Source organism: Helicobacter mustelae (genome assembly GCF_900476215.1).
GTDB lineage: Bacteria > Campylobacterota > Campylobacteria > Campylobacterales > Helicobacteraceae > Helicobacter_H > Helicobacter_H mustelae.
The window spans coordinates 1082496-1106816 of sequence record NZ_LS483446.1 but is presented as its reverse complement, the minus strand read 5'-3'; the positions used below and the strand labels follow the sequence as shown (position 1 = coordinate 1106816).

Annotated in this window: 30 protein-coding genes; 19 read left to right on the top strand and 11 right to left on the bottom strand. The window is 42.6% G+C overall.

Going from position 1 to position 24321, the window contains the following annotated elements:
• The 3 genes from dapB to DQN48_RS05140 all read left to right on the top strand — a co-directional run bounded on the left by dapB (position 1) and on the right by DQN48_RS05140 (position 2616).
• Positions 1-771 carry a 4-hydroxy-tetrahydrodipicolinate reductase gene (dapB, locus tag DQN48_RS05150; protein WP_041913159.1) on the top strand — a complete coding sequence of 257 codons (771 nt, stop codon included), beginning with the start codon at positions 1-3 and terminating at the stop codon, positions 769-771.
• Complete coding sequence (gene ybeY, locus DQN48_RS05145; protein ID WP_013023303.1) at positions 756-1211, top strand: rRNA maturation RNase YbeY; 456 nt, start codon at positions 756-758, stop codon at positions 1209-1211. Before dapB ends, ybeY begins: the two co-directional genes overlap by 16 nt.
• Positions 1212-1287: 76 nt before the next feature.
• The gene (locus DQN48_RS05140; RefSeq protein WP_013023302.1) at positions 1288-2616 is read left to right on the top strand and encodes a glycosyltransferase family 4 protein; all 1329 of its coding nucleotides are present in this window, start codon (positions 1288-1290) and stop codon (positions 2614-2616) included.
• Positions 2617-2867: 251 nt separating this feature from the next.
• Here DQN48_RS05140 and DQN48_RS05135 read toward each other — a convergent pair whose 3' ends face one another.
• The 3 genes from DQN48_RS05135 to hisS all read right to left on the bottom strand — a co-directional run bounded on the left by DQN48_RS05135 (position 2868) and on the right by hisS (position 6987).
• Positions 2868-4040, bottom strand: coding sequence for an MFS transporter (locus DQN48_RS05135; RefSeq protein WP_111713536.1), 1173 nt, complete (start codon positions 4038-4040; stop codon positions 2868-2870).
• Entirely contained in the window at positions 4030-5073 is a 1044-nt protein-coding gene (locus DQN48_RS05130; protein WP_013023300.1) for a ThiF family adenylyltransferase, read from the bottom strand. Before DQN48_RS05130 ends, DQN48_RS05135 begins: the two co-directional genes overlap by 11 nt.
• A 591-nt stretch (positions 5074-5664) precedes the next feature.
• Entirely contained in the window at positions 5665-6987 is a 1323-nt protein-coding gene (gene hisS, locus DQN48_RS05125) for a histidine--tRNA ligase (protein ID WP_013023299.1), read from the bottom strand.
• 92 nt (positions 6988-7079) lie between these two features.
• On the opposite strand from hisS, the gene waaF reads away from it, so the two are divergent.
• Positions 7080-8096, top strand: coding sequence for a lipopolysaccharide heptosyltransferase II (gene waaF, locus DQN48_RS05120; RefSeq protein ID WP_013023298.1), 1017 nt, complete (start codon positions 7080-7082; stop codon positions 8094-8096).
• Positions 8097-8684 carry a flavin reductase family protein gene (locus tag DQN48_RS05115; RefSeq protein WP_013023297.1) on the top strand — a complete coding sequence of 196 codons (588 nt, stop codon included), beginning with the start codon at positions 8097-8099 and terminating at the stop codon, positions 8682-8684. It abuts the gene before it with no gap.
• Here DQN48_RS05115 and DQN48_RS05110 read toward each other — a convergent pair.
• The 6 genes from DQN48_RS05110 to secG all read right to left on the bottom strand — a co-directional run bounded on the left by DQN48_RS05110 (position 8659) and on the right by secG (position 12187).
• On the bottom strand, positions 8659-9060 hold the full coding sequence (locus tag DQN48_RS05110) for a hypothetical protein (RefSeq protein ID WP_013023296.1): 402 nt from the start codon (positions 9058-9060) through the stop codon (positions 8659-8661). The two genes, DQN48_RS05115 and DQN48_RS05110, sit on opposite strands and share 26 nt — an antisense overlap.
• A gap of 252 nt (positions 9061-9312) precedes the next feature.
• The gene (locus tag DQN48_RS05100) at positions 9313-9999 is read right to left on the bottom strand and encodes a F0F1 ATP synthase subunit A (protein WP_013023294.1); all 687 of its coding nucleotides are present in this window, start codon (positions 9997-9999) and stop codon (positions 9313-9315) included.
• Positions 10000-10076: 77 nt separating this feature from the next.
• Positions 10077-10655 carry an RDD family protein gene (locus tag DQN48_RS05095; RefSeq protein WP_013023293.1) on the bottom strand — a complete coding sequence of 193 codons (579 nt, stop codon included), beginning with the start codon at positions 10653-10655 and terminating at the stop codon, positions 10077-10079.
• Positions 10648-11271: an orotate phosphoribosyltransferase gene (gene pyrE / locus DQN48_RS05090; protein WP_041913157.1), complete on the bottom strand. Its 624-nt coding sequence runs from the start codon at positions 11269-11271 to the stop codon at positions 10648-10650. Before pyrE ends, DQN48_RS05095 begins: the two co-directional genes overlap by 8 nt.
• An 11-nt stretch (positions 11272-11282) precedes the next feature.
• Complete coding sequence (gene frr, locus DQN48_RS05085) at positions 11283-11840, bottom strand: ribosome recycling factor (RefSeq protein ID WP_013023291.1); 558 nt, start codon at positions 11838-11840, stop codon at positions 11283-11285.
• Positions 11837-12187: a preprotein translocase subunit SecG gene (secG, locus tag DQN48_RS05080; protein ID WP_013023290.1), complete on the bottom strand. Its 351-nt coding sequence runs from the start codon at positions 12185-12187 to the stop codon at positions 11837-11839. Before secG ends, frr begins: the two co-directional genes overlap by 4 nt.
• A gap of 130 nt (positions 12188-12317) precedes the next feature.
• Here secG and trpS point away from each other — a divergent pair, with 130 nt between their 5' ends.
• Positions 12318-13304: a tryptophan--tRNA ligase gene (trpS, locus tag DQN48_RS05075; protein WP_041913354.1), complete on the top strand. Its 987-nt coding sequence runs from the start codon at positions 12318-12320 to the stop codon at positions 13302-13304.
• Positions 13305-13613: 309 nt separating this feature from the next.
• On the opposite strand, the gene DQN48_RS05065 is transcribed toward trpS, so the two are convergent.
• Together DQN48_RS05065 and DQN48_RS05060 are read right to left on the bottom strand one after the other, a co-directional pair.
• Positions 13614-14378: a tRNA 2-thiocytidine(32) synthetase TtcA gene (locus DQN48_RS05065; protein WP_013023287.1), complete on the bottom strand. Its 765-nt coding sequence runs from the start codon at positions 14376-14378 to the stop codon at positions 13614-13616.
• Positions 14359-15705, bottom strand: coding sequence for an MFS transporter (locus DQN48_RS05060; protein WP_013023286.1), 1347 nt, complete (start codon positions 15703-15705; stop codon positions 14359-14361). The genes DQN48_RS05065 and DQN48_RS05060 overlap by 20 nt, the downstream gene beginning before the upstream one ends.
• Positions 15706-15764: 59 nt before the next feature.
• On the opposite strand from DQN48_RS05060, the gene DQN48_RS05055 reads away from it, so the two are divergent.
• From DQN48_RS05055 to mnmE, 13 genes are read left to right on the top strand one after another with little or no spacing between them, the layout of a single operon-like run.
• Positions 15765-16409, top strand: coding sequence for a non-canonical purine NTP pyrophosphatase (locus tag DQN48_RS05055; protein ID WP_013023285.1), 645 nt, complete (start codon positions 15765-15767; stop codon positions 16407-16409).
• 9 nt (positions 16410-16418) lie between these two features.
• A complete protein-coding gene (gene truB / locus DQN48_RS05050) occupies positions 16419-17249 on the top strand; it encodes a pseudouridine synthase family protein (RefSeq protein WP_041913156.1) in 831 nt (276 codons plus the stop codon).
• On the top strand, positions 17243-17473 hold the full coding sequence (locus tag DQN48_RS05045) for a carbon storage regulator (RefSeq protein ID WP_013023283.1): 231 nt from the start codon (positions 17243-17245) through the stop codon (positions 17471-17473). The genes truB and DQN48_RS05045 overlap by 7 nt, the downstream gene beginning before the upstream one ends.
• A 9-nt stretch (positions 17474-17482) precedes the next feature.
• Entirely contained in the window at positions 17483-18316 is an 834-nt protein-coding gene (locus DQN48_RS05040) for a 4-(cytidine 5'-diphospho)-2-C-methyl-D-erythritol kinase (RefSeq protein WP_013023282.1), read from the top strand.
• A complete protein-coding gene (smpB, locus tag DQN48_RS05035) occupies positions 18294-18755 on the top strand; it encodes an SsrA-binding protein SmpB (RefSeq protein WP_013023281.1) in 462 nt (153 codons plus the stop codon). The genes DQN48_RS05040 and smpB overlap by 23 nt, the downstream gene beginning before the upstream one ends.
• Positions 18755-19219, top strand: coding sequence for a TonB-system energizer ExbB (gene exbB, locus DQN48_RS05030; RefSeq protein ID WP_013023280.1), 465 nt, complete (start codon positions 18755-18757; stop codon positions 19217-19219). The genes smpB and exbB overlap by 1 nt, the downstream gene beginning before the upstream one ends.
• Before the next feature lie 6 nt (positions 19220-19225).
• Positions 19226-19621 (top strand): ExbD/TolR family protein, encoded by a 396-nt coding sequence (locus tag DQN48_RS05025; protein ID WP_013023279.1) that lies wholly within the window; start codon positions 19226-19228, stop codon positions 19619-19621.
• Positions 19622-19673: 52 nt separating this feature from the next.
• Positions 19674-19808: a 50S ribosomal protein L34 gene (gene rpmH / locus DQN48_RS05020; protein ID WP_041913155.1), complete on the top strand. Its 135-nt coding sequence runs from the start codon at positions 19674-19676 to the stop codon at positions 19806-19808.
• A 3-nt stretch (positions 19809-19811) separates the two neighbouring features.
• Positions 19812-20141: a ribonuclease P protein component gene (gene rnpA / locus DQN48_RS05015; protein WP_013023278.1), complete on the top strand. Its 330-nt coding sequence runs from the start codon at positions 19812-19814 to the stop codon at positions 20139-20141.
• A complete protein-coding gene (yidD, locus tag DQN48_RS05010; RefSeq protein ID WP_013023277.1) occupies positions 20105-20458 on the top strand; it encodes a membrane protein insertion efficiency factor YidD in 354 nt (117 codons plus the stop codon). The genes rnpA and yidD overlap by 37 nt, the downstream gene beginning before the upstream one ends.
• A gap of 9 nt (positions 20459-20467) precedes the next feature.
• Positions 20468-22108 (top strand): membrane protein insertase YidC, encoded by a 1641-nt coding sequence (gene yidC / locus DQN48_RS05005; RefSeq protein WP_013023276.1) that lies wholly within the window; start codon positions 20468-20470, stop codon positions 22106-22108.
• Positions 22105-22770: a Jag N-terminal domain-containing protein gene (locus DQN48_RS05000; RefSeq protein ID WP_013023275.1), complete on the top strand. Its 666-nt coding sequence runs from the start codon at positions 22105-22107 to the stop codon at positions 22768-22770. The genes yidC and DQN48_RS05000 overlap by 4 nt, the downstream gene beginning before the upstream one ends.
• Entirely contained in the window at positions 22767-24131 is a 1365-nt protein-coding gene (gene mnmE, locus DQN48_RS04995) for a tRNA uridine-5-carboxymethylaminomethyl(34) synthesis GTPase MnmE (RefSeq protein WP_041913154.1), read from the top strand. The genes DQN48_RS05000 and mnmE overlap by 4 nt, the downstream gene beginning before the upstream one ends.
• Positions 24132-24321 lie beyond the last annotated feature (190 nt).

Here is a 24321-nt window from a genome sequence, read left to right as displayed (position 1 = left end):
TTGAGAGTAGGAGTATTTGGAGCGAGCGGGAGAGTGGGGAGATTGCTTGTAGAGCTTCTTTCTCAGCATGAATCCTGCTCCCTTAGCGCGGCTTTCTTGCGTGATTCCACCTCTCTCAATCTCCCAAAAGACTGCCTAATCACCAATGATGTTGTAAGCTTTATTGCTGCAAGTGACATCATCATTGATTTTTCCCTTCCTCACGCCACGCAACTGCTTTTAGCAGCATTGCAAGACGCACCAAAACCCCTGGTTTGTGGGACTACAGGCCTTGGGCAGAGAGATTTTGTGCTGCTAGAGTCTTTGTCTCAAAGGGCCCCAGTGCTCTATGCGACCAATATGTCAAAAGGTATTGCTATCTTGAATGCAGCCATTGGCATGGTGGCAAAAAATTTTGCTGATGCAGATATTGAGATTTGTGAGATCCATCATCGTTACAAAAAAGATGCACCCAGTGGCACAGCGCTTACTTTGGCAGAGACTTGTGCAAGGGCGCGCGGTTTGGAGCTAGATAGGGTGCGCGTAAGTGGACGTGATGGAGACATCGGCGCAAGAGGCAGGGAGGAAATCGCAGTAATGAGCCTTAGGGGTGGGGATGTTGCTGGAAGGCATGTGGTGGGATTTTATGCAGATGGTGAATATTTAGAATTTTTACACAATGCTACTTCCCGCCTGACTTTTGCTAAGGGCGCTATAGATGCAGCCCTTTGGCTTTTCTCTAAGCCTAGTGGAATGTATCATATTCAAGATATCTTATGTCTAGATGCTTAGAGATTGATAATCAAACAACTACGCTGTTAGAAACTGCACGATTAGAAAAAATCGCACAGACCCTAAGCCCCCAAAGAATGATTGAGCTATTGTTTGTTGATGAAAATATGATTCAAGGCATGAACAAAGAATATCGCAACCAGGATAAGCCCACTGATGTGTTGAGCTTCCCTTTAGATGCTATGGGGATTGCCAACATGCCACTTGGCAGCGTGGTGATCTGCATTCCCATCGCACAAGGTGCTGCGCATTTTTTTGGCCATAGCTTGGAGGAAGAGATCGCATTGCTTTTTATCCATGGTGTATTGCATTTGCAGGGCTATGATCATGAGGTGGATTTAGGGGAGCACTATGCAGCAGAAAAGCAATGGATTGAGTTTTTTTCCCTCCCCTCTGGCTTGATTGTCCGCACCTTGGAGGAGCCCTCTAAAAAACAATAAGAATGATGGGATAAGCAGGACCCTTGCATAGAGAAGCGATCCACAAGGTAAGCAATTGATGACATAGGAGAGAGGAATGAAAAAAGTTGTCGTAGTTTTTGATGGCCGTGTATTGGCAAATGTGGTGCGAAAAACAGCTAATAGAAGCGGGGTGTATTTCACAGCCTATAACTTTGCACAATACTTTAGTAAAAAATGCGACTTTTATCTCTATGCTGATATTGCTTCGCACTGCATTTTGCAGAAATCTTTCCCAGAGTGGAAAATTCTACAAAAAAGAGGTAGGATTTTCTGCATGCTTTCTCATTTGTTTTATTACAAAAGCAAGAGCAAAAAAAGAAATCTTTTCACTCGTGCATTTTCTTTTTTTTTGGCGATTGTGCAAAAAGTTTTTGCAGATAGGAGGGCTCCTCTCCCTCCAATAAGTGACATTGCTTCTCTTTTTTCTAGCAAATCAAATCCCCATGAGATCGCCAGTTTTAAAAGAGCGATTTTTTTCTCCCCCTTTTTTATGGTGCCCCCCCCCTTTCAAGCTAGCAAGCATTTTATAAAATTTGTATTTTTGCATGATTGCATTCCTTTGGTTTTACCAGAATATTTCCCCAAACCCTCGCTCATCCGAGATCTTTTTTTTGGGCATCTCTCTTTTGAGGCATTATCTCAGTCACTAAATGCCAAGGATTTTTATTTTGTTAATTCCCAATATACCAAGAAAGATTTTTTAGAGTTTTTTCCTTTTATGGAAGAAGGGAAAATGCAAGTGATTCCTCTTGCAGCGGATTCCAAGACTTTTTATCCTGATTTTGATGCGCAAAAAAATCAAAAAATTCGCTCCAAATATGGCATTCCCCAAGATGTGCAATATGTTTTTAGTCTTTGTTCTTTAGAGCCTAGGAAAAATTTGGTTTTTGTCGTGGAGAATTTTTTGGCATTTCTGCAAAAGCACAAGATCCAAAATCTCATTTTTGTTATGGGCGGGGGAGGATGGGCGCAATTTCTGCCTATTTTGCGTGAAAAGATCAAAGGCTTCAAAGAACTAGAAGAAAAGATTTTTATGATTGGCTATGTGGATGATGAGGATTTGGCAAATCTTTTTGCTCATAGTTTTTGCAGCATTTATCTCTCCCATTATGAGGGGTTTGGTATGCCTGCACTTGAGGCCATGCAGTGTGGTGCTCCCATCATCGCATCTTCTACCACTTCTTTGCCTGAAGTAGTGGGGGATGCGGGGATATTGGTAGATCCTAAGGATGCAGAAGCATTGCAGGAGGCATTGAAGCGATTGTATTTTGATAGGGAATTTTATCATCATTGCAGAGAAAGGGGAGTGGAACGCGCTAAAAAATTTGACTGGGAGAAGAGTGGCGCGCAAATGCTTCAAGGCTTCCAAAAATCCTTGCAATGAGTTTGGAAGGGTTTGTGTTTTTGCAAATTTGTTTTTAGGATTTGTGGGGGGTTGGCTTATAAATCCCGAATCTAGCGCTCTGGTATCAGAGTCTTTAAAAATGAAGCACCCCCCTGCTTGTGGATTATGGCAGCTAGGATTATGGAGTCTATGAGTTTGAAGACAAAAGCACCGCGTAAAAACTCTGCCCCCGTGTTAAAACTTTGGTGATGCCATCACACATGAAAATCCCTTATTGGGTGAGCTCTTTTTTAGCTAGGTTTATTGCCAATGCTTTGTAGGTTCGTCCATTTCAAAAGGAATGCCACTGCAACTAAGGCCAGCAAAAAGTGCCACACTACAACATAGCCTACAGACACAAAAGCTAGCTCAGCGCTGCTTAAAATCAAAATTGCTACAGAGGCAAGACGCGAAATGCTAGACTTTAATGAGATGAGGCTTGAAATTTTTTGCTTTGAAACGCATAGCGAAAAATGATAATCCACACAATAAGCAATCCAGCTAAAGATCGCAACCACGAGCGCATACAATGCAATGAATACTATGGGCACAGAACTAAGAAGCCCTAAGATCAAGGGCAGACCGGCTAGAAGGATCCAAGATTTTTTGGATACTGCGGAAGTGGCTGGGATGAAGTGGATCAACACTCCTAGAATTTGAAAGCCCACATAAAAATAAAATAAATGCGAAGTGGCAATATCTTTGGCGAGAAAATATGCCTGCCAGAGCTGAAAATGTGTCTGAAAAAATACCTGCAACACTAGGCTACAAATCATAAGCTTTTTTAAGTGTGGCTTTTGGCCTAGTTCTAAAAAGCCCTCTTTGATATGTCTTTTTAACAATTCTAGGCTCTTGCTATGTACTAGGACTTCTCCCTCTTTGAAGCCTAAAAACACGATGATCATGCAGAGTGCAAGCAATAGCAAACCCATGATGTACACAGAGGCCCCATATCGCACATACAGAAATGAGCCCAATACACTGCCTAGGATCATGCCAGCAAAGCGCAGCTGCTTATCGATGGCAAAAAATCTGGATAAATTGGCCTTTTGCTCTTTGATCGCATTGATGAGGCTCGCATCTATGGTGCCCGAATCTAGCGCACTGGCTAGCCCATAGAGCGCCCAGGCTAGAAGCATCCATGTAAGGCCTTCACATAGCCAGATGATGCTAAAGCTACACATGAGCACGAGTTTAGAGAGCAGGAATAATCTCTTGCGTGCCATGAGATCGGCTAGCACTCCGCTGGGATATTCTGCGAGCAGCATTGCCATACTGTAGGTGGCCTGCACCCACATGATTTCAGCCAAAGACAGCCCTTTGGCCAGCAATAATGGCGTCAAAATGGCATGGGGCAGGGCTTGCGCGCTTATGGCAGTCAAGATGCTTGCATAATAGACGAGGATATTTCTTTTAAGAGGCATGTTGGCAATAAGCGCAATTTGCATCCAAGCTAGAAGCAAGAGTGCATGGTTCAAAAGTATTGTTATCCATCCCAAAACGACAGTTTATGGATTTGATATTTTCCAACTGATGGGCCATATACTGGATGATATCTGACATAGCCAAAGCAAGAGCATTATTGATGAAACTCGATGGAGCTTGCGCGCGATTGTTAATCCTATCCATAATTGCTTGTATTTTTGGATCTTCTAGATGGGTTTGCTCTAGTGAAAAACTGTTATGACAGAACGGGCAGCAAGAAATATTCGGAATATAAAAAGGGCCAATGAGGGAAATGTCATTGAGATAACCTACATTGAGAAAAGGTACTTTGGCTTTACAAAACACCTTGGCTGTTATCTCTAGAATATGGTGATCATCCCCTGAAACAATGCCTAAAATATTGTATGAGCTATGATTGGCAACTATATTTTCTAAAAGCTCTGTTGTAGTAAACTCGTAAAAACTTTCTATGTTTACTCTAAATCTTTTCTGCAGCTCTGTAGTCAAGATTTCAGTTTTTGGAAGATTTAATGAATCTTTAGAAAACATAAATTGACGATTCAGATTACTTTCACTTATATTATCTCTATCAATGAGAATGATCTTATGAGGCGAATAGCTTGCTATAGCATAACTTAAAAAATTTCCAATGCCACCACAACCCATAATTATAAAAACTGTTTTATGGAAATTCTCCACAGTGACATCTAGAGGATCCACAAGTAGATCGAGATAGAGGTGATTTTTTTCTTCCGGGATAATTTTCCAAGAAGATGTGATAAGTTTATGCTCTTTAAGTTCTTGAAATATGTGGGGGTTTATGCAATTGTTATGCAAAAAGTTCTGAATTTGTTCTTTATTTTTGGCTTCAAGAAGAAATTCTAAAAGCAACAATGAATGGTGAAAATACTCCGTAGAAACACAATACTGATGGGTCCCAACTCCTAAAATATTCTCTTGCTGTGTTTTGCCTGCAATGGCTGTATAACTTGTTTGAAAGAACTCCTGCATAAAAACACCTATATCTATTTAAATTATGTTTCCCCTCCCACCTTACCTAAATCACAGTCTTATTTAAATCTTTGTATTTAAGGCTTTAGCATCACTATAATTTTTTATTTTTAAAATAAGCTTAATTTTAAAAATAAAAAATTACTAGTTATTAAATGTTTTATAATCGCAACATTGCAAATGTTTGACCTTGTTCATTATCCCTCTGCAATAGTCATGCGAGCATTCCTCTCCCATGCAAGGGAGCTTCATGGGAGAGGAAGGATGATTGTGTATCGCTAGAAATGAGGAGAGGGAACTCTCTTTCTTTAGCTTGCTTGACAAATTCTTGATTTGCTAACAAGTTCGCTTAGATAAATTAAATTTTGCAGAGGATTCCTACTCTCACAAAAAGCGCAGCCCAAGAGCGCTGTCTCCAAAAATCACCCGCTCACGTAGCATCGGAATTTTGCAAATTTGTTTTTAGGATTTGTGGAGATTTTAGATTTTTTAGATTTTGTGCTAGGGTTTTAGAATTTGCGTGCTTGTGCTTCAAAAGACTGCTATTCCAAAACCATGGCGGTTTGGTTTTCCCCCAAAAAATTTAGGGGGTTAGGATTTGATAATCTCAAGTGCTTTGAGAAAGCTTAGACAGTCTAGCTGTATGCCCGTGGTCATATTTTTTAGTGTGAGGGCTCTATTTTTGTATTCTTCCTCGCCGATAATCACGCTAAATTCATGTCCCTTTTGATCAGCATAAGAGAGTTGTTTTTTGAGTTTTGTAATTTCGGGATAAACCTCTGTATTCACTTCGCTGCGGCGGAAAGATTCTGCTATGCGATGCGCAAGGGAGAGGTATTTTTCATTGGTGCAGATGATGAGAATCCTTGCAGTGGTGGATTTTTGACTCAAAAGTCCCAGATCTTCTAGCCCCACCAACAGACGATCAAGTCCGATGGATGCGCCCACACCACTCATGCTTTCTTTGGAAAATGTTTTGGTGAGATTGTCATACCTCCCTCCAGAGCATACGCTGCCAAGGGATTTTAGGCGAGTGATAGTGGTTTCATAGATAATTCCTGTGTAGTAGGCAAGTCCCCTAGCAATGCTAAAATTCACACGGTAGGAGCTTTTGTCCATTTCTAGATCTTGGAGGATTTGATACATCTGCTCTAGCTCTTCAATCCCCTTTTTCAGCTCTGCATTCCATTGTTTCATTGGAGCAATTTCTGCGAAAAATTCTTCTTTATCCTGGGTTTGCTTGATGCTTGTGGTTTTTAGCAATGCCTCAATAGTCTTGTCTGTGAGTCTTAGGGCTTCTTTGAGCTCGGCGCTCACTCCCTCTGGGCCAATTTTATCTATCTTATCGATGATGCGCAGAGCATTTTGGATGTCTGTCTCTTCTTTGATCCCAAAATATTGGCAAATGCCATTGAGGATGCTTCTATGATTGAGCCAAATAGTAAAATCCTCAATTCCAAGGCTTAGCATCGAGGCATAGATCACCTGAATAATCTCAGCATCACAGGCGATGGAATTGCTGCCGATGAAATCAAAATCACATTGCGTGAATTCGCGATATCGCCCCCTCTGTGCGCGCTCCCCACGAAATACATTTCCCACGACATAGCGCTTGAAGGGTAGGGGCAGCTCGTTTCTGTATTGAGAGATGAATCGCGCCAATGGTACGGTTTGATCAAAGCGCAGCGCCACATCCCTGCCTCCGTGATCTTGGAAGCGGTAGAGCTCTTTTTGGATTTCCTTGCTGCCCTGTTTAATCAAAACCTCAGCATATTCCATATGGGGTGTCTCAATGGGAACAAAGCCAAAGCTTTCAAATACTTGAGTGACCTTTTTAAGCAGCTTCTCTTTGGCGATGGCTTCTTTGGGCAAATGATCGCGAAAGCCGCTCAATGTGCGGGGTGTAACTAACATTCTAAACTCCAAAATTAAAGAATACAACTTCTTAATTTTACCTACTTTTTTGTGTATTATTATGGGAAAAAAATCAAATTTCTGAGGGAAAAATGAGGATTTTGTTGCGATTGCCCAATTGGGTTGGGGATGGTGTGATGCTCACTCCTGCCTTTGAGGCACTCAAAAAAAAATACCAGGATGCCAAATTTGTCATCGTGGGAAATGCAGCAGTTTGTGATTTGTATAGGCGCGATGCGCGCGTGGAGGAGGTGTTTGTCGATCGCTCCAAGCAGGCTTTTTCTCGCTTTTTTGCTACGATGATTCTGGCACGCGAGATTGGAGCCTGTGATCTTGCAATCACCTTTGCCAATCATTTTTATCCCGCGCTGCTTTTGTATTTCACCCGCAGTAAAAGGCGCATAGGATTTTGTGGCTTTTTGCGTCGATTTTTGCTCACAGATGCAATCAAAAAACAAAGCACGCAGCATCAGGTTTTGAGTTATATGCAGCTGCTCCAATGCCTTGAGATCTCTCAAGATGCTGGCAAAATGCGACTTATCAGTGAGCCTATGCAAAAAGATTTTTTGACTCCATCTTTGCCTTGCAGGGTCGTTGGCATAGGTGCTGGAGCGGCTTATGGTAGTGCGAAGGCTTGGCTTAGGGAATATTTTGCAGAGGTGATTACATTTTTGCTAGAGCAAAAATGTAGGGTTTTGTTGCTTGGATCTAGCGCAGAATCCATGCTCAATCAAAAAATCATCGCTCTGCTCAAGCAAAAAGACCCTTCTTATCCCAAGGAATTGCTGCATGACATGAGTGGAAAGACTAGCATCACAGAGCTTGTGGATGTCTTAGCAGGGCTAGATTTATTCATCGGTAATGATAGTGGTCCCACACAGATTGCCGCAGCGCTGGATACTCCATTGATTGTGTTTTTTGGTCCCACTCCTCCTACCACTCTGCCCTGGAAGACAGAAAATGCCATCATTTTCAATAAGCATGTTTCTTGTGCGCCCTGCAAGCAGCGCGAATGTCCCCTAAAGCATCATGCCTGCATGAGGGAGATAAAGCCAGAGGAAGTCATTTCTGCGATAAAAGAACAATTTCAAAGACTCCAGAGGTGCTAGATGCAAATCAAGCTTGAGCAGATTAGCTCTCTTGCAAAGCTTAGGATCTTGGATAATGCCATCACTCCAAGGCCTATTGCTTGGATTGTCTCAGTGAGCGAGGAGGGGGTGGTGAATCTGGCTCCCTTTAGCTTTTTTGCTCCTGTGAGCAGTGAGCCCATTGTATTTTCGATCTGCTTTTATTCCAAAAGCAATGGAGATCCAAAAGACAGCCTTAGAAATATCCTCCAAAGCAAAAGGGCTACCATTTGCATCTGTGAGGGTATTCATCTTGGCGCGATGCACAAAAGCGCTAGGGAGTTGGATGCAAATATTAGCGAAGCGGCTCTTTTGGGTATTCCCATGCAGGCCGTGATTGAGGGTTATCCGCCCATCGTGCAGGGTGTGAGGCTGGCTTTTATGTGTGATTTTTATGATTTGCTAGAAATTGGGAAATTTTCCAAAACTCTGCTGCTAGAGGCTAAGGAGTTGTTTTGTGCAGAGGAGCTGCAAAGAGAGAATTTTGAATTTGGGCTAGAGAATATCGGGCAGGTGGGGAGAGAGTATGCACTCTCCTATCAGCTCATCCCTGCGCGGAATGTGAAGTGATGTATTCGATCATGGCGAGCTTGCGGATGGAGCTTTCCAGGATTTTTTGCATCTTTTGATTGATTTGACTGTGTTTTGAGAGACTATCAAAGGATTGCATGTCTAGATGGGGGGATTTTTGGGCAAGAAAGTGTAGGGCGATTTTTTCGTTGCCATCGATGAGATTGTCAGATTCTAGTCTATTAGTAAAATGCAAGAAAGAATCCTTATCTTTAAAATACTCTTCTTTGGGTTGGAGATTTTGGATTTTTTGATATGCCATGGAGGGGGTGAAGATATCTCCATCCAAACCCTCTATATCAAAAAAATTTCTTGGTTTCTTGAAGTGGTATTTTTTGGTAAAAATTTTGAAGAGGGTGTTTTTGATTTGCATCATAAGCCTTTTGGTTTTGTGCAAATGAAGCAAAAAATATGCCAGATTATTTTTTGAGCAGGAAAATCAGGGACTGTGTCATTAGACTAAAAAATACAAAGAAGCAAAAGCAAAGGATGGCAAAAATGAGGCTAATAAACACCCCCAAATAAGAGAAGAAAAAGAATAGGAAAACCGCGCCAAAAATGGCCATGCCAAAGAAAACCCCCACAAAAACTTCCAAAATTTTCAAAAATCTTTGTAGGTTGTCAGACATCAGAGACTATCTTCTTCTTGGATGAGAATGGCCCCTGCGAGATAAACATAGGTCAAAATCATGAATACAAAGGCCTGCAAAACCGCCATAAACAAGAGGATGAAGAAGGGTGCAATAGGCGCAAGCCAGGGTACAAGCATCAGCATGACAAGCAAAAACATATCATCGCCCTTGATATTCCCAAACAAACGGAATGCAAGCGAGATGATACGCGAGAGATGGGAGATGATTTCAATAGGAAACATCAAGGGAGCAAGGATCTTCATAGGACCCATAAAATGCGCAAAGTAATGGATGAAGCCCTGTGCCCTGATCCCCTCAAAGTGATAATAAAAAAATACAATGAGGGCGAGTACCAGAGTGAAATTCCAATTGGCAGTGGGGGATTCAAATCCTGGGATGATCCCAATCATATTGCAGAAAAAGATAAAAATTGCTAGGCTCCCTGCAAGAGGAAAATATTTCCTGGCATTTTGCTCCCCAATCACATCCTTAGCGATGTGTAAGATTCCTTCAATAATCGTTTCATAGACATTTTGCAAACCAGTGGGTACAATCTGCATCTTTCTTGTGGCAAGTCTGCTGATAAAAATAGTCAGAATCGCGCATAGCACGGTATAAAAGCCAATGATAAAATCATGATCATGGCTAATGAGACTAGCAAAGGTAAAAAGACGGTTCTCCATAATGAATCCTTCAAACAAAATAGCAGGTTTTGGATTCTAGCTAAAGAAAGATTAAGGGTAGATAAATTTTTAAGGTTTTAGAAGTTTTTTGCAGCTGTTTTGGGATTTTTGGAGCCTTTGTTTTTGGGATTTTTGGCCTTGAGATTTGATGTGGTAGAATCCTTGCTAGGAGCATTGGGATTCTTAGTAGCACTAGAGCTTCTGGCCTCATCTTTGGCGCCAGATTCTTTAGCAGTTAGATCTCTTGGCTGGAGGATGATTTTTGTTTTGCAGAGCACATCATGCAGGCATTGGTGATTTCTTGTAAAAAATGGGAAAACAAAACCAATCACAAGCGCCATGGACAAAAGCCAGAGCAAGAAGCGCGCAAATGCCCTCAAAAAACCAACATTCCCCCCTCTTAGATCAATGAGTTTGATTTGTGCATACTTAAAGCCTGGGGTTTGAGCCTTTGTGGCCAGGAAGCTGGAGCTAATCATCCCATACAAAAAGACGCACAAAAAGATCGCACTCTGATTGTTTTGAAAGGATTTGGCTCCATCTAGCACAAAATAAGTCATCACATAAAGGATGGGGGTGTAGATCATAAACAAATCTGTGACAAAGGCTTTGATGCGAGGAAGGATGAGGGCTTTTTGCAAAGTGGTTTTAAACAAGTTTATTGTCCCTGCTGCCAGGCTTGATGGGCTTGGATCCAGCTTTGCACAGAGGACAATTCTCTGGCTCATACATCTCAAAGACAAAATCCTCTAGTGCAAATAATGGCGCATCATCAGGGAGCTTGCATTCGACTTTTTTGTTAAGCCCGCTTCCTACGCGCTTGCAAAATCCTCGATTAGCAAGACCAGCAAATGCCACCACCACTCCCTCTTGGTCCTTGATGCATTGGGCTGCTTCTAGTGCAGAGCCCCCCGTGGTGATAATGTCCTCACACACCAGCACCCTCTCTCCTTTTTTTAGGGAATAGCCACGGCGCAGGGTCATCTTGCCATCTACGCGCTCTGTAAAGATAAATCGCACCCCAAGTGCTCTGGCTAGCTCATATCCTGCCAAGATCCCTCCAAGTGCAGGAGAGCAGATGCAATCAATCTCTAGTCCATAATCCTTGACTTGTTTAGCAAGGGACTGGGCTAGGATCTCTGCGATTTTTGGATCTTCTAACACCTTTGCAGATTGCAAATACGTATCGGAGTGATTTCCGCTACTAAGGAGGAAATGCCCCTTTAAAAGTGCGTTTGCATCTTTGTAATACTGCTCGATATCCAGTTTCATCCCATCCTCCCTCACACCTTCATGACTTCGTCTTCTTTGTGCTTGACCATTTCATCGATTTTTTTGGCATATTCATCGGTGTATTTTTGGATGGTGTCATGGGCCTTTTTGCTTTCATCCTCCGTGATGCTCTTGTCTTTTTCGAGTTTTTTGATCTGGTTGTTGGAATCTTGACGGATGTTGCGGATAGCAATCTTTGCCTTCTCCCCCATTGCCTTAGTGTCTTTTGCGATTTCTTTGCGCTGCTCTTGGGTCATGGGAGGAAAAAAGAGCTTGATGGTCTCTCCATCATTATTGGGATTTACTCCGATGTTGGCCTCTTGGATGGCTCGCTCGATGTCTTTGAGGAGATTTTTTTCCCAGGGGGTGATAAGAATGGTGGTGGCATCTTGTGCAATCACAGATCCCACTTGATTGAGGGGAGTGGGCGTGCCATAATAATCCACCTTGACATTGTCTAAAATGTTTACAGAAACCTTGCCGCTGCGCAATGTGAGAAAATCCCGCTTGAGCGCATCAATGCTCTTGTCCATGTGGGTTTTGGTGTGTTGGAAAATTTCCTGTGTCATTTTTGTTCCTTTTTTTGAAGTAATGGCGCACTTGGCGTGGCGGGAAGTTGTAATTTATTTTCGAATGGATTTTGTGGAATGAGGCTTTTTTTCTCCACATTATCTGTGATGCTTCTCCCATAATCTTTGTTGTAGAGATAGCCTAGAGAGACAGTATTGATTAGAAAGAGGATGCCTAGAAAAAAGGTGAGCTTTGCTAGAAATCCCGCTGGGCCCTTCGCGCCAAAAAGCGACTCATTGCTACCGCTATAAACGCCTAGCCCGATGCTAGAACTTTTTTGCATTAATACAATGATGACAATGAGGATTGTCAAAATGATTTGTAAAATAAAAAGAGTGCTAATCATGAAAAACTCCCATTTATTTGGAATTAAGTTTGCGTATTTTAGCCAAAAAAACTTGAGGAATAAAGAAAGGCTCATAAAGAAAATGTGGGAAAATGGATATAATCTAGGTTTTAGAAAATTCCAAGGAGTGATGCAGATGCAACGTGTTTTTTCAGGGATCCAGCCTACAGGGAAAATCCATCTAGGCAATTACCTAGGCGCAGTGAGAAATTGGGTGGATTTAGAGGAGCAATTTGAAAATATTTTTTGCATTGTAAATTCTCATGCCATCACCACCACCCAAGATCCCAAAGAGCTTAGAGGAAAGACCTATGAGCTTGCCAATATGCTTTTGGCCTGCGGGATTCATCCAAAAAAATCCCATATTTTTATTCAGAGTGAAGTGGAGGAACACCCAGCGCTTGCTTGGATTTTGGATTGCAATATCGCAATGGGAGAAATGAGTCGCATGACTCAATACAAGGACAAATCCCAAAAAAATCCCAAAAATATCAATGTGGGACTGTTTAACTATCCCGCATTGATGGCAGCAGATATCTTGCTCTACCAGGCAGATCTTGTACCAGTTGGCGAGGATCAAAAACAGCATCTAGAGCTCACGCGTAATGTTGCCCAAAAATTCAATCGCGATTTTGGAGAATGCTTTAAGATCCCAGAGCCCATGATCCCCAAAATCGGAGCTAGGGTGATGGGGTTAGATGATCCTAGCGTGAAGATGAGTAAATCTCACACCGGGGCTAATCATGCGATTTTTTTGATGGATACGCCAGAGGAAATTCTCAAGAAATTCAAAAAGGCCACCACGGATTCTGAGGGAATCATCGCTTTTGATGAAAATCGCCCAGGAGTTTATAATCTTTTGTGCATGTATGAGACTTTTAGTGGACTTTCTCGTGATGCTATTGAGAGGCATTTTGATGGCAAGGGGTATGGGGATTTGAAAAAAGAAGTTGCAGAGCTAGTAATCTCTGCGCTCACGCCCATAAAGCAGCGATATAAGGAATTGGCAAATGACATGGGCTATGTCGAAAAAATCTTGAGTGAAGGTAGGGATCGCGCCCGCCAAATCGCATCTGTGACGTATAAAAAAGCCAAAGAACTCATTGGATTAATCTAGTTTGTTAGAAATTTCTCTCACTTGATTTTAAAACTTTCTCGCTTGATTTTTGGTGTTCTTGTTGTTGAAATCCCTTTGATTGATCTTTGGAACTTCTTTTTTGCGAGATTTTGTGGGATTTTTTGTGGGTGTGCCCCTGCCAAATTCCCTCGCGTCTCTATGTAAAAATCTTTATGCTTTGATTTTTGTGCTTTTTAAAAATCTCACACCTCTTTATGTTGCACGAGAGTCTTTGCATCCTTGCCAAAAGTCTCTGTACAAAACTTCGCAAAAGCAAGCCCCCTTGCAAGGATTTGGTCATCTAAAAATTTAGCGATCCAAAAAATTGGGATCGCTAAAAGTGTTGGCATGGAGATTGGAGAAAGCATTATTTAGGGATTTGAAAAATTCTGGATTTCCTTTTTCAAGTTCTGCAAGAAAGTTTTTGGTCGCAAGCCTTGCGATGGGGGGTTTGTCAGAGTCTGGCTGCTTGGCGGGGCAGTTGCAATCTGGGGCGGTTTTGATGTTTTGGGATTGCACAAAATCTATGCTTTGGCGCTCTCTGATGTGGATGAGTGGGCGGATGACTTGGATGCCATTTTCTGCGCGATAGATGGGGGGCATGCTGCGCAGGGAGCCGTTGTAGGTGAGATTCATAAAAAAGCTCTCAGCAGCATCATCGAGGTGATGAGCGATAGCGACTTTGTTGTAGCCTAGTTCTTTGGCTTTGTTATAGAGTGCCCCTCTGCGCATGCGTGAGCAAAAGCTGCAATAAGAGCTGCCCTCTCTGCGCTTCTCTCGTATGGTCTCTGCGATGCTTGTGTGATAGATTTCATGAGGGATGCCCTGGCGCTGGCAAATCTCTGTGAGATAGGAGAAGTCCTCACCCAGTCCATAATGGATGGTCACTGCTTTGAATTCAAACTTAAAAGGGGCGTGGCGTTGCATGCGCTCCAAAATGCAGGCAAGCAAGATGGAGTCTTTCCCGCCGCTAAGCCCAAGCAACACCTTGTCGCCCTCATTGATGAGATTGTATTTTGCATTGGTTCTTCCTACGGTATTGAGAATTTTTTTGCTAATTTGATATTTTTCCATGGGATTTTCCTAATTCTGAGATTTGTTGCTCTAGTTGCTCGGCATGGATGAGGTCTGTGTCATACTTGATGATCAGGATTTTTTCACCTTCATTGATATAAACCTCGATGACACCCTGCAGCCCTCCGATGAGAGAGAGGATCTTTCTTAGATTTTCCTCCAGCGGGAGGTAGAGATTTTTTTGTTTTTGTGGGGGGCGCAAGAAGAAGATGATGCCAATCCATAGGATGCAGAGCACAGCAATCATCCAGGCCAAAACTCGAAAATTCAAATGGTGATAGGCGAATGCTCCAAACATCCCGCCTACAAAAGATCCTAGATAAGAAGCTGTAGTGAAATTTCCAAGAGCCCTGCCGCGCAGATGTGCCTTTGCATATTTGCTAGCTAGGGATTGCATGATGGGCTCTAGCATCGCAAAACCCACAAAAAAAATCAAAATCCCGCAAACAAACATCCACAAAATATTTTCAGAATAGGCAAAGAGAAGATAGGCAAGCAAGAAGCAGGAGATGCCAAGGAAGAGCACAAGCTTTGGCTTATTGTATTTTTCTGCCAAGATGCTTGCAGGGCCCATGGCAAAGATGGCGAGGATTGCGCTTGGGACATAGATTTTCCACAAATCCTGTTCGATGATGTGGAAATGATCAAAAGAAATCAGCGGAACGACCACAAACACCAAAGTCATGAGTGCCTTTTCCAAAAAGGAGCTAAGGTTCATAATCCAGAGATTTTTGTTTCGTGTTTCTTTTGGAGTATTTTCTTTGGTGTCAAAAGAATAGGTGAGTTTTGGGCTTTGTGGGACTTTGTAGAGAAGAAGGATGGAGCAAAAAGTAAACAAAGCAGTGATCCCAAAAAGCCAGGAAGCTCCGATATGCCCGCCGATGATGGGCCCAACGATCATGGCTAGGATGAAGCTTGCAAAGATGCAGCCCCCCATGACTGCCATTGCTTTGGTGCGCTGCTCTTCGCGGGTGATGTCAGTGATTTGTGCGCTCACAATCCCTCCCACTGCGCCCATCCCCTGGATGAGTCTGCCGACTACCAGCCACTCTGGGGTTTTTGCAAATGCGCAGATTACAGAGCCGAGCAAAAAGATTGCAAGCCCTATGAAAATGATGATTTTGCGATTGTAGCGATCGCTTAAAATTCCCAAAGGAGTCTGAAACAAAAGCTGTGTGAGATAGGCTCCCCCGATAATGAGCCCCACCATCAAAGCAGAGATGTTTTCAAAGCTTTGTGCATATAAAGAGATCACGGGCAAGACGATGAAAAGCCCGAAAAATCGAATGCTAATAATGATGACAAGCAAGAAAATTTGCCGCGACATTCCAATCCTTAAATTTTGTGAGTATTATACCCAAAAGAGTTTTGAAGGAATGAGGTAAGATGCAAAAAATCAAAATTGTCATAGCCAGCCAAAATGTGGGAAAAATCAGGGAAATTAAAGAGATTTTGGGAGAGGAATATGAGGTGCTTGGCAAGAAAGAAATGGGGATAGAGCAAGAGATAGAAGAGAGTGCCAAGGATTTTTTGGGCAATGCCAGGCTCAAGGCCGTGGGAATCTTTGAGGCATTGAAGGAAAAAAAAGATGTTTTGGTCTTGAGTGATGATAGTGGGATTTGTGTGGATGCACTAGATGGAATGCCTGGGGTTTATAGTGCGCGATATGCCAGTTTAGATCCTCTGAATGTGCAAGAAGAGAATGATGCCATCAATCGCGCCCATCTCATTTCTGCACTGCAAAAAAAGAATCTTGCAAGTTCACCCGCTCGCTTTGTCTGCGCAGCAGTGCTCTATGGGAATTATCAAGGGAGGCTTATAAATCTGCATGCCCAAGGGGAATGCCTAGGAGTTGTGCATGATTATGAAAGAGGGGAGTGGGGATTTGGCTATGATAGTCTATTTGAGCCTCTGGGGATGAGTCAAAGGATGGCCGAACTATCCCCTCATCAAAAAAATCAGATTTCTCATCGCTTCAAGGCCCTGTACTCTTTGTTTGAAGCATGGGAAAAGCACAAAAATTTGGCATAAAGATTTTTCATGCAGAATGTATTGCTACTGGCCTATAAGCCGATATTTATGAGCTCCAATCAATATCTCTCCTACTTGAAAAAAAAATACCAGCAAAAAAGTGGCGGCTATTTGGGTACATTGGATCCATTTGCCAAGGGATTGATGATTGTGGCATTTGGGCAATATACCAAGATTTTTCCCTATTTGCAGGGCTCAAAACTCTATCGCGGGGTGCTGTGGCTTGGTGCATCTAGCAGGAGTCTAGATATTGAGAATATTTCTCAGATCCAAGTTCTACCTCCCTTTGATGCCATGCTTGTGCGTGAGATTGTTGAGTCTTTGAGAGGAAAGATCTCCTATGAGCCTCCGAGATTTTCTGCCAAGCGTATCCAGGGTAGGCGTGCTTATGATCTTGCGCGCAAAAATTTAGATTTTTCCCTGCCGCAGTGTGAAATGGAGATTTTTGATAGCAAATTTTTGGGCTATGAGCATCCCTTTGTGAGCTTTGAGGTGAGGGTGAGCAAGGGAGCGTATGTGCGCAGCATCGGAGAGCTTATCGCACAAAGGCTTGGGGTGAGTGGGGCATTGTGCATGCTAGAGCGCAGAGAAGAGGCAGGGGTGACCCTGCAAGAAGATAGGGGGGAGAAAATCCTAAATCCCCTAGATTTACTGCAATTTCCACTCTTTCCCTATCAAGATAAAGAGTGGAAAAATGCGATTTTTCATGGCAAGAAGCTTTGCATAAAAAATGTAAATTTTGGCATTTATGTAGCTAATTTTGAAGATTTTTTCTCTATAATTGAGGTTAAAAAAGATGGTGAGATGCATTATTTACAAAATAGGATTTATAAGTGCTGATTTTATCCAGAAAAATCGAAGAAAGTATTGTGATTGGTGACAATATCGTTGTGAAGGTGATTTCTGTGGATCGAGGCAGCGTGAAGCTAGGATTTGAAGCACCAGCAGATACATTGATTTTGCGTGCAGAGCTCAAAAGGGCTATCGAACAAGAAAACCAAAAGGCAGTGGCAGAGCCAGGAATGGATGTCTTTGATGCATTGGGGAAGCATTTCAGGCACTAAGGAAGAAATTTGATTCTTGATGTTTTTCCCAAAGTCAATGTTTTTTTGAAGATTTTAGGGCAGGATGTGCTGGGCTATCATCATTTGGTTTCTCGTTTTTGCTTGGTGCAAGGAGGATTGCGTGATGTCATGGAGGTGCGCGAGGGGAGTGGCTTTGCTTTGCGGGGAAATTTTGATTGTGAAATACAGCAAAATACCATTTATAAGGCTATAATTTCACTCAAAATGATGCTCAGCACTCAAAACAAAGATGCTAGGATTTTGGATTTTTTGGAGATTGAGGTGGAGAAAAACATCCCCACAAAAGCTGGGCTTGGCGGGGGGAGTGCGGATGCGGGGGTGTTGCTTCATGCGCTCAATCGGGCATATTTTGATCTCAGGCCAGAGCAGCTGCTTTGTGTGGCCAGGGAAGTGGGAGCGGATGTGAGTTTTTTTGCGATGGGTTGTGGGAGTGCGAATGTCAGTGGGATTGGTGATTGTGTGATGGTGTATGAGGAAGAAGAGCTAGATTTTGAGATTTTCACTCCGGAGTTTTCTTGTGAGACCAAAAGAGTCTACCAAGCCTATGATACCTGGCAAAAATCCCAAAAGCACGGGATAAAAAAATCCAGCGTGGAGAAATCTATGATAAAAGACTCTAAAGAGCTCTCTGACATTAAGAGTCGTGAGATTTTGGAGAGTTTTACTCGCACATCTCTCAATGACCTGCTAGCCCCTGCTCTCTCAGAATATCCGGGATTGGCAGAGATTGAGGCGGGCCTGGGTAGAGAGTGGTTTTTTAGCGGCAGTGGCAGTAGCTTTTTTAGGATAAGGAGGAGTGATGCACATCATTGCACGCAATAAAAAGGCATTTTTTGATTATGAGATTTTGGAGAGTTTGGAGGCGGGCATTGTTTTGTTGGGCTCTGAGGTCAAGGCACTGCGCAAGGGTAGGGTGAATCTCAAAGATAGTTTTGTGAAGGTCGTGAAGGGCGAGATGTTTATGTTTGGCGCGCATATTTCCTATTTGGAGACAACATATTTGTATTATAAGCCAAATGAAACCCGTCCTCGCAAGCTCTTGCTGCACCGCAGGCAGATTGATAGGCTTTTTGGCGCGGTTTCTCAGCAGGGTCTAAGCATCGTGCCGCTAAAGATTTATTTTAATGCTAGGAATCATGCAAAGCTTGAAATCGCTCTTGTAAGAGGCAAGAATTTGCATGATAAACGAGAGAGCATCAAAAGAAAGATGCTGGAAAAAGAGGCGCGTGCAAATATGAAAAATTATACAAAGGGGTTATGATGAAAGAATGGGTGGATTATGGGATTCTTGGATTCTTGATGTTTTTATCGGTAATTGTAATTAGCATAGGGATTGAGCGCATTTGGTTTTATGCCACGGTGCGAGTGGATGATTACAAGGATAAAAGGGAGTTGGAGCTAGATTTGCACAGGCGTTTGACTTTGATTGCAACCATTGGTTCCAATGCTCCTTATGTTGGACTTTTGGGGACGGTTGCTGGGATTATGCTGACTTTTATTGGCATCAGCGGTTCTTCTGTGAATGATACCTCAGAGATTATGAAGGGTCTAGCACTTGCTCTCAAGGCTACGGCCATGGGGCTTATTGTGGCAATTCCTTCTGTTGTATTTTATAATATGCTAGTGCGCAAAAGTGAGATTATCGCTACAAAATGGGAGATCTATCATCATCCTGTGCAAGATGAAGAATCTGCCCCCAAGCGCATCGATGTGCATGAAAAGTGAGTGAAAATGAAAAAAGTTGATTCACTAAATCTTGTGCCCTTTATTGACATCATGCTGGTGTTATTGGTGATTGTGCTCACCACAGCTTCTTTTATCAATACCTCAAAGCTCCCCATTGCCATCCCACAGGTGGATCAAAATTCCTCCAAAAACAAGCAGCAGCTTGACAAAAAGCAACGCAATCTCACTATCAATGACAAGGGTCGGTATTTTTTGGATGATGTGCCCCTGACGCTAGACCAACTCAAAAGGAAGCTCTCTAGCATACCCAAGGATACACCCATTGTTTTGCGCGGGGATAAGCAGAGCAATCTCAATAGCTTTATCCAGGTTTTTGATGTTTTGCAAAATCTCAATCTCAAAGAAGTCTATGTGCTCGTGGAGGAAAAAAAGAAAAGTTAGGCTTTTTGTAGTATAATTACACTTAATTTATCTCACTGTAAGGATTTTACTCATGAAAAGAACATTTCAGCCGCATAACACGCCAAAAAAAAGGACGCATGGCTTTCGCGTCAGAATGAAGACAAAGAATGGTCGAAGGGTCATCAATGCTCGTAGAGCAAAGGGAAGAAAGCGTCTGGCGGTTTGATTTTTGCAGTCTTTAAAAACAAAGCAAGATTTTGATTTTGTTTACAAAAGAGGCAAGAGAATCTATGCAAAGAGTTTTTTGATCTATGTATTGAAAAATCAAAAGCAGGAAACATTTTTGGGCTTAAGTGTATCCAAAAAAATCGGGATTGCTTGTCGGCGCAATCAGATTAAGAGGCGTTTTCGAGCGATATGTCATCTGCATCAAAACAAATTACAATCCCTCTCTTTGATTATCGTGCCAAAAATCGAAATCCTTGCTTCGAGTTTCAGCGATTTAGAAAATGATTTTTTGAAATGTATAAAATTTTTTTCCAAACAACAAGATTTCTAGCAGCGCGCGTTCCTCTGTGGTTGATAGAGAAATATCAGAGATTTCTCTCCCCTCTTTTTCCGGGGACCTGCCGCTATTATCCAGGTTGCTCAGAATATGCAGCTTGGAGCTTCAAAAATCAGCATTTTCTTCCCGCGATTTGGAGCATTCTTTGGCGCATTTTGCGCTGCAATCAACTTTTTTTAGGTGGCATTGATTATCCTGTTGTGCAAAAGAGGCTAAGGCCTGATACCTTTGCCCCCTGCAAAATCGCATTTTGGTTTGTTCCTCTGAAAAAGTCTCAGAAAAAGTTTTTTATTATCAAATCAATTCTCTAAGGAAAATCTATGAAAAACAATTCAAATTTGCGCATTATCTTGGCGGTGGCTTTTTCATTTATTTTTATTGCAATTTATAGCCGCTATTTTGTTACCCCCCAGCAAAATGCCAAAAATTCCGCCAAAAACTCCACTTCAATTGCGCAGAATCAGGCTCCAGTCAAGACAGAGAATGCTAGCTCGCCAGCGCCGATTTTGGAGGCAGAGTCAAAGAACATCATCGCAAGGATTCAGGCCAAGGAATTTGATTTGGAGATTGATTCTCTAGGGCGCATTGCGCAAGTGTATCTCAAAAACAAAAAATACACGGGCGAGCAGGAGCTTGGGTTTTTTGAGCATTTCAAGATTTTACTAGGAATGATGCAAAAGCCAAAACCCCTCTCAAAACTCCCCTTATTTCATCCCTCCGAGCTTAAACCCCTTGAGATTCGTTTTGCAAATCAAGAACTAAACCTCCAGGCATTCAAGACTTCCTATGAAGCTTCTAAAGATTTTATTTCTCTAGACAAGGGACCAGAAGTGCTAGTCCTCACCCAAAAGCTCCCAGGTCTCACTGTCAAAAAAACCCTTACATTCTATGAGAATCTCAAATATGACATTCAAGTAGAGCTTAGCAATCCTAGCGAGAATTATTTCATTACAAATGGCGCTAGACCCATGACAGACAAGGAAAATTATGCGTTTAATGGTGTGATTTTAGAAAAAGTTGATGGCAAGATTGAAAAGATCGAAGACAAAGATGCTAAAGAGCTTAAGACCTTTGATGGGGCCAAGTTTGTTGCCAGCGTGGATCGTTATTTCACCACTCTTTTTTATGCAAAAAATAGCCAGCTTGATGTCATCATCGATAGCAATCCCAAAAACAAAGATCCCATGCCCTATGTCCATGCCACTGGCAATCTTGGCATGGGTGGCTTCATTGGGCCAAAAGATTATCAGGAGCTAAAAAGTGTAGACCCCGCACTTAGGAATGTTGTGGAGTATGGCCTGATTACTTTTTTTGCCAAGCCTGTGTTTTTGTTGCTGGAGTACCTCCACCAATATATTGGAAATTGGGGGTGGGCGATCATTACGCTTACTGTGATTGTCAAGCTTGTGCTCTATCCGCTGAGCTACAAGGGTATGGTGAGCATGCAAAAACTAAAAGATCTCACGCCAAAAATGAAGGAAATCCAGGAAAAATACAAGGGAGATCCACAAAAGCTCCAAATGCATATGATGCAGCTTTACAAAAAACATGGTGCAAATCCCATGGGTGGCTGTTTGCCGCTGCTTATTCAGATCCCTATTTTTTATGCGATTTATCGTGTGCTTTATAATTCTGTGGAGCTTAAAAGCGCGCCCTTTATTCTTTGGATCCAGGATCTCTCTGTGATGGATCCTTATTTTGTGCTACCCATTTTGATGGGGGTGTCGATGTATGTTCAGCAGGCCCTCACTCCCAATACCTTCACCGACCCTATCCAGGCAAAGGTCTTTAAGATGCTGCCTGTTGTTTTTACAATTTTCTTGATTTTCTTTCCTGCGGGATTGGTGCTTTATTGGACAATCAATAACATCCTTTCTATTTTCCAGCAGCTCTCCATCAACAAAATGCTCAAGCGCCAAAAGCAAAAAGAAATTGCTGCACATAAAGAGCCACAGTCATGAAAAAATTTACCGCACCCACCTTGCAAAATGCGCTAATACAAGCCTCTGAGGCACTGAATTGCTCAGTGGTGGATTTGGAATATGAAGTATTGCAGCATCCAAGCCCGGGTCTTTTGGGTATTGGAAAAAAGCAGGCTGTGATTATCGCAAATAGAAAAACACCTCCAAAAGAGTCGCAAAACTCAAAATTCACACCAGAGATGGTAAAAGTCCAAGAACATTGCAAGATTATCCAAGAAGAGCTCAGGGAGCTTTTGGCCTGCATGCCCTATGAGATTGATGCGATTGAAGTTACACCCTATGATCATCAGACCTTGTTTATTTTTTTGGATGGCGAGGATAGCCCGCTGCTCATTGGGGAGAATGGCTATCGCTATAGAGCGTTTTCTTATATGCTCTTTTATTGGGTTCATTTCAGATACGGCTACAACATTCGCCTAGAAGTTGCGCGATTTTTACAAATGCAAGAAGAGATGGTGGATCAATACATGCGTAGTATCCATCCTTATATCGAGCACTCCAAGCATTTTAAGACAAAAAAGCTCAATGGGACATCTGCATTTTTGCTGCTCAAGCGCCTGAGGGAAAAATACCCTGGTAAATATATCTCCATCAAACAAGAAGAGAATGAACAATATATTTTGATCCGAAGTTTTGAATGAATTCAAAAGACACGATTGCAGCCATTTCTACACCAATGGGAGTGGGGGCGATTGGCGTGGTGCGTTTGAGCGGGAAGGATGCACTTTCCATCACCCAAAGGCTCACCCAAAAAAAAGAATTCCTCCCAAGATATGCCACACTATGCCATGTGTATGATGAAGGAGAGGTGGTGGATGAGGTGATTGTGCTCTATTTCCAGGCACCCCATAGTTACACATGCGAGGATGTTTGTGAGATCCAATGCCATGGTGGGGTTGTATTAGCGCGCGAAATTTTGCGCCTGTGTCTGGTAAATGGTGCGCGTATGGCGACAGAGGGGGAATTCACCAAGCGCGCATTTTTGCATGGCAGGATTGATTTCTCTCAAGTCCAGGCTATTGGCAATCTTATCCAGGCCCAAAGCTTGCAGGCAAGCAAGATGATGAGCAGACAATTGATGGGATCATTGAGGGATTTTGTTGAGCAGAGTAGAGAGAGTCTGCTTAGAGCTCTAGCATTTTCTGAGACCATGATTGATTATAGCGATGAGGACATCCCTGAGGATGCCTTGGAGGAATTAGGGAGGGATATTTCTTCTTTGCAAAAGCAGCTAGTCCAGATTTTGGAATTTTCCAAAATGCGCAGCAAGATTTTGGAGGGTCATGTGCTTTGTATTGTGGGGAAGCCAAATGTGGGCAAGAGCTCCTTGCTTAATGCGATTTTAATGCAGGAGCGGGCGATTGTGAGCAATGTGGCTGGCACCACGCGTGACACCATTGAAGAGGTGATTTTTATCGATGGGCATTTGGTACGCATTATTGATACTGCAGGGATCCGAGAAGGGGGGGATGAGATTGAGAGCATCGGGGTGCAAAGAAGCCTGCGCGCCATAGAAAAGAGCGATATTGTCTTGGTGGTTTTTGATGCTTCTAGGCGCTTGGATGAGGAAGATTTGCAAATCATCGCGCATCTAGATGCCCTCCCAAGGAAGCAGGTGTTTGCCATCTGCAACAAAAATGACCTTGCCCCTCTTTTGGATGTGGAGTTGCTTAAGGGCAAGCTCAAAGGAGTGGAATTCTTTTCTATGCAGACCCAAAGTGTGGGGGATATTTTGGAGCTAAAGGCGCGTATTGGTCAAAAGATCTTGCAAGAAATGCCTGCGCAAGAAAATATCTTGCTCACAGCAGATTATCAGATAGACTGCGTCACTAAGGCCATTGCCACGTTAGAAATGGCAGAAAAACACCTCCAAACCCTAGAGCTTGAGCTCTTTTCTTATCATCTCAATGATGCAATAGAGCAGATTTCCCTGCTTACCAAACCCTACAATATCGAAGAAATGTTTGATAGGATGTTTAGCATTTTTTGCCTGGGGAAATAAATCACAAGGCGAGGGGAATTTTGAGAATCTGGGGGAGGAGGTTAGAGTCATTTATTTTGCAAGACTTTGCAGATGATTTTGAGGCTTTTTAACTTGAGATTCTAGAGTCTTGGGGTTTCTTGGAATTTTAGATTTTTTAAAATTTAGGGAGATGTTGTGGGATTTTTTATGGCTTTGGTGCGTTTTTGAA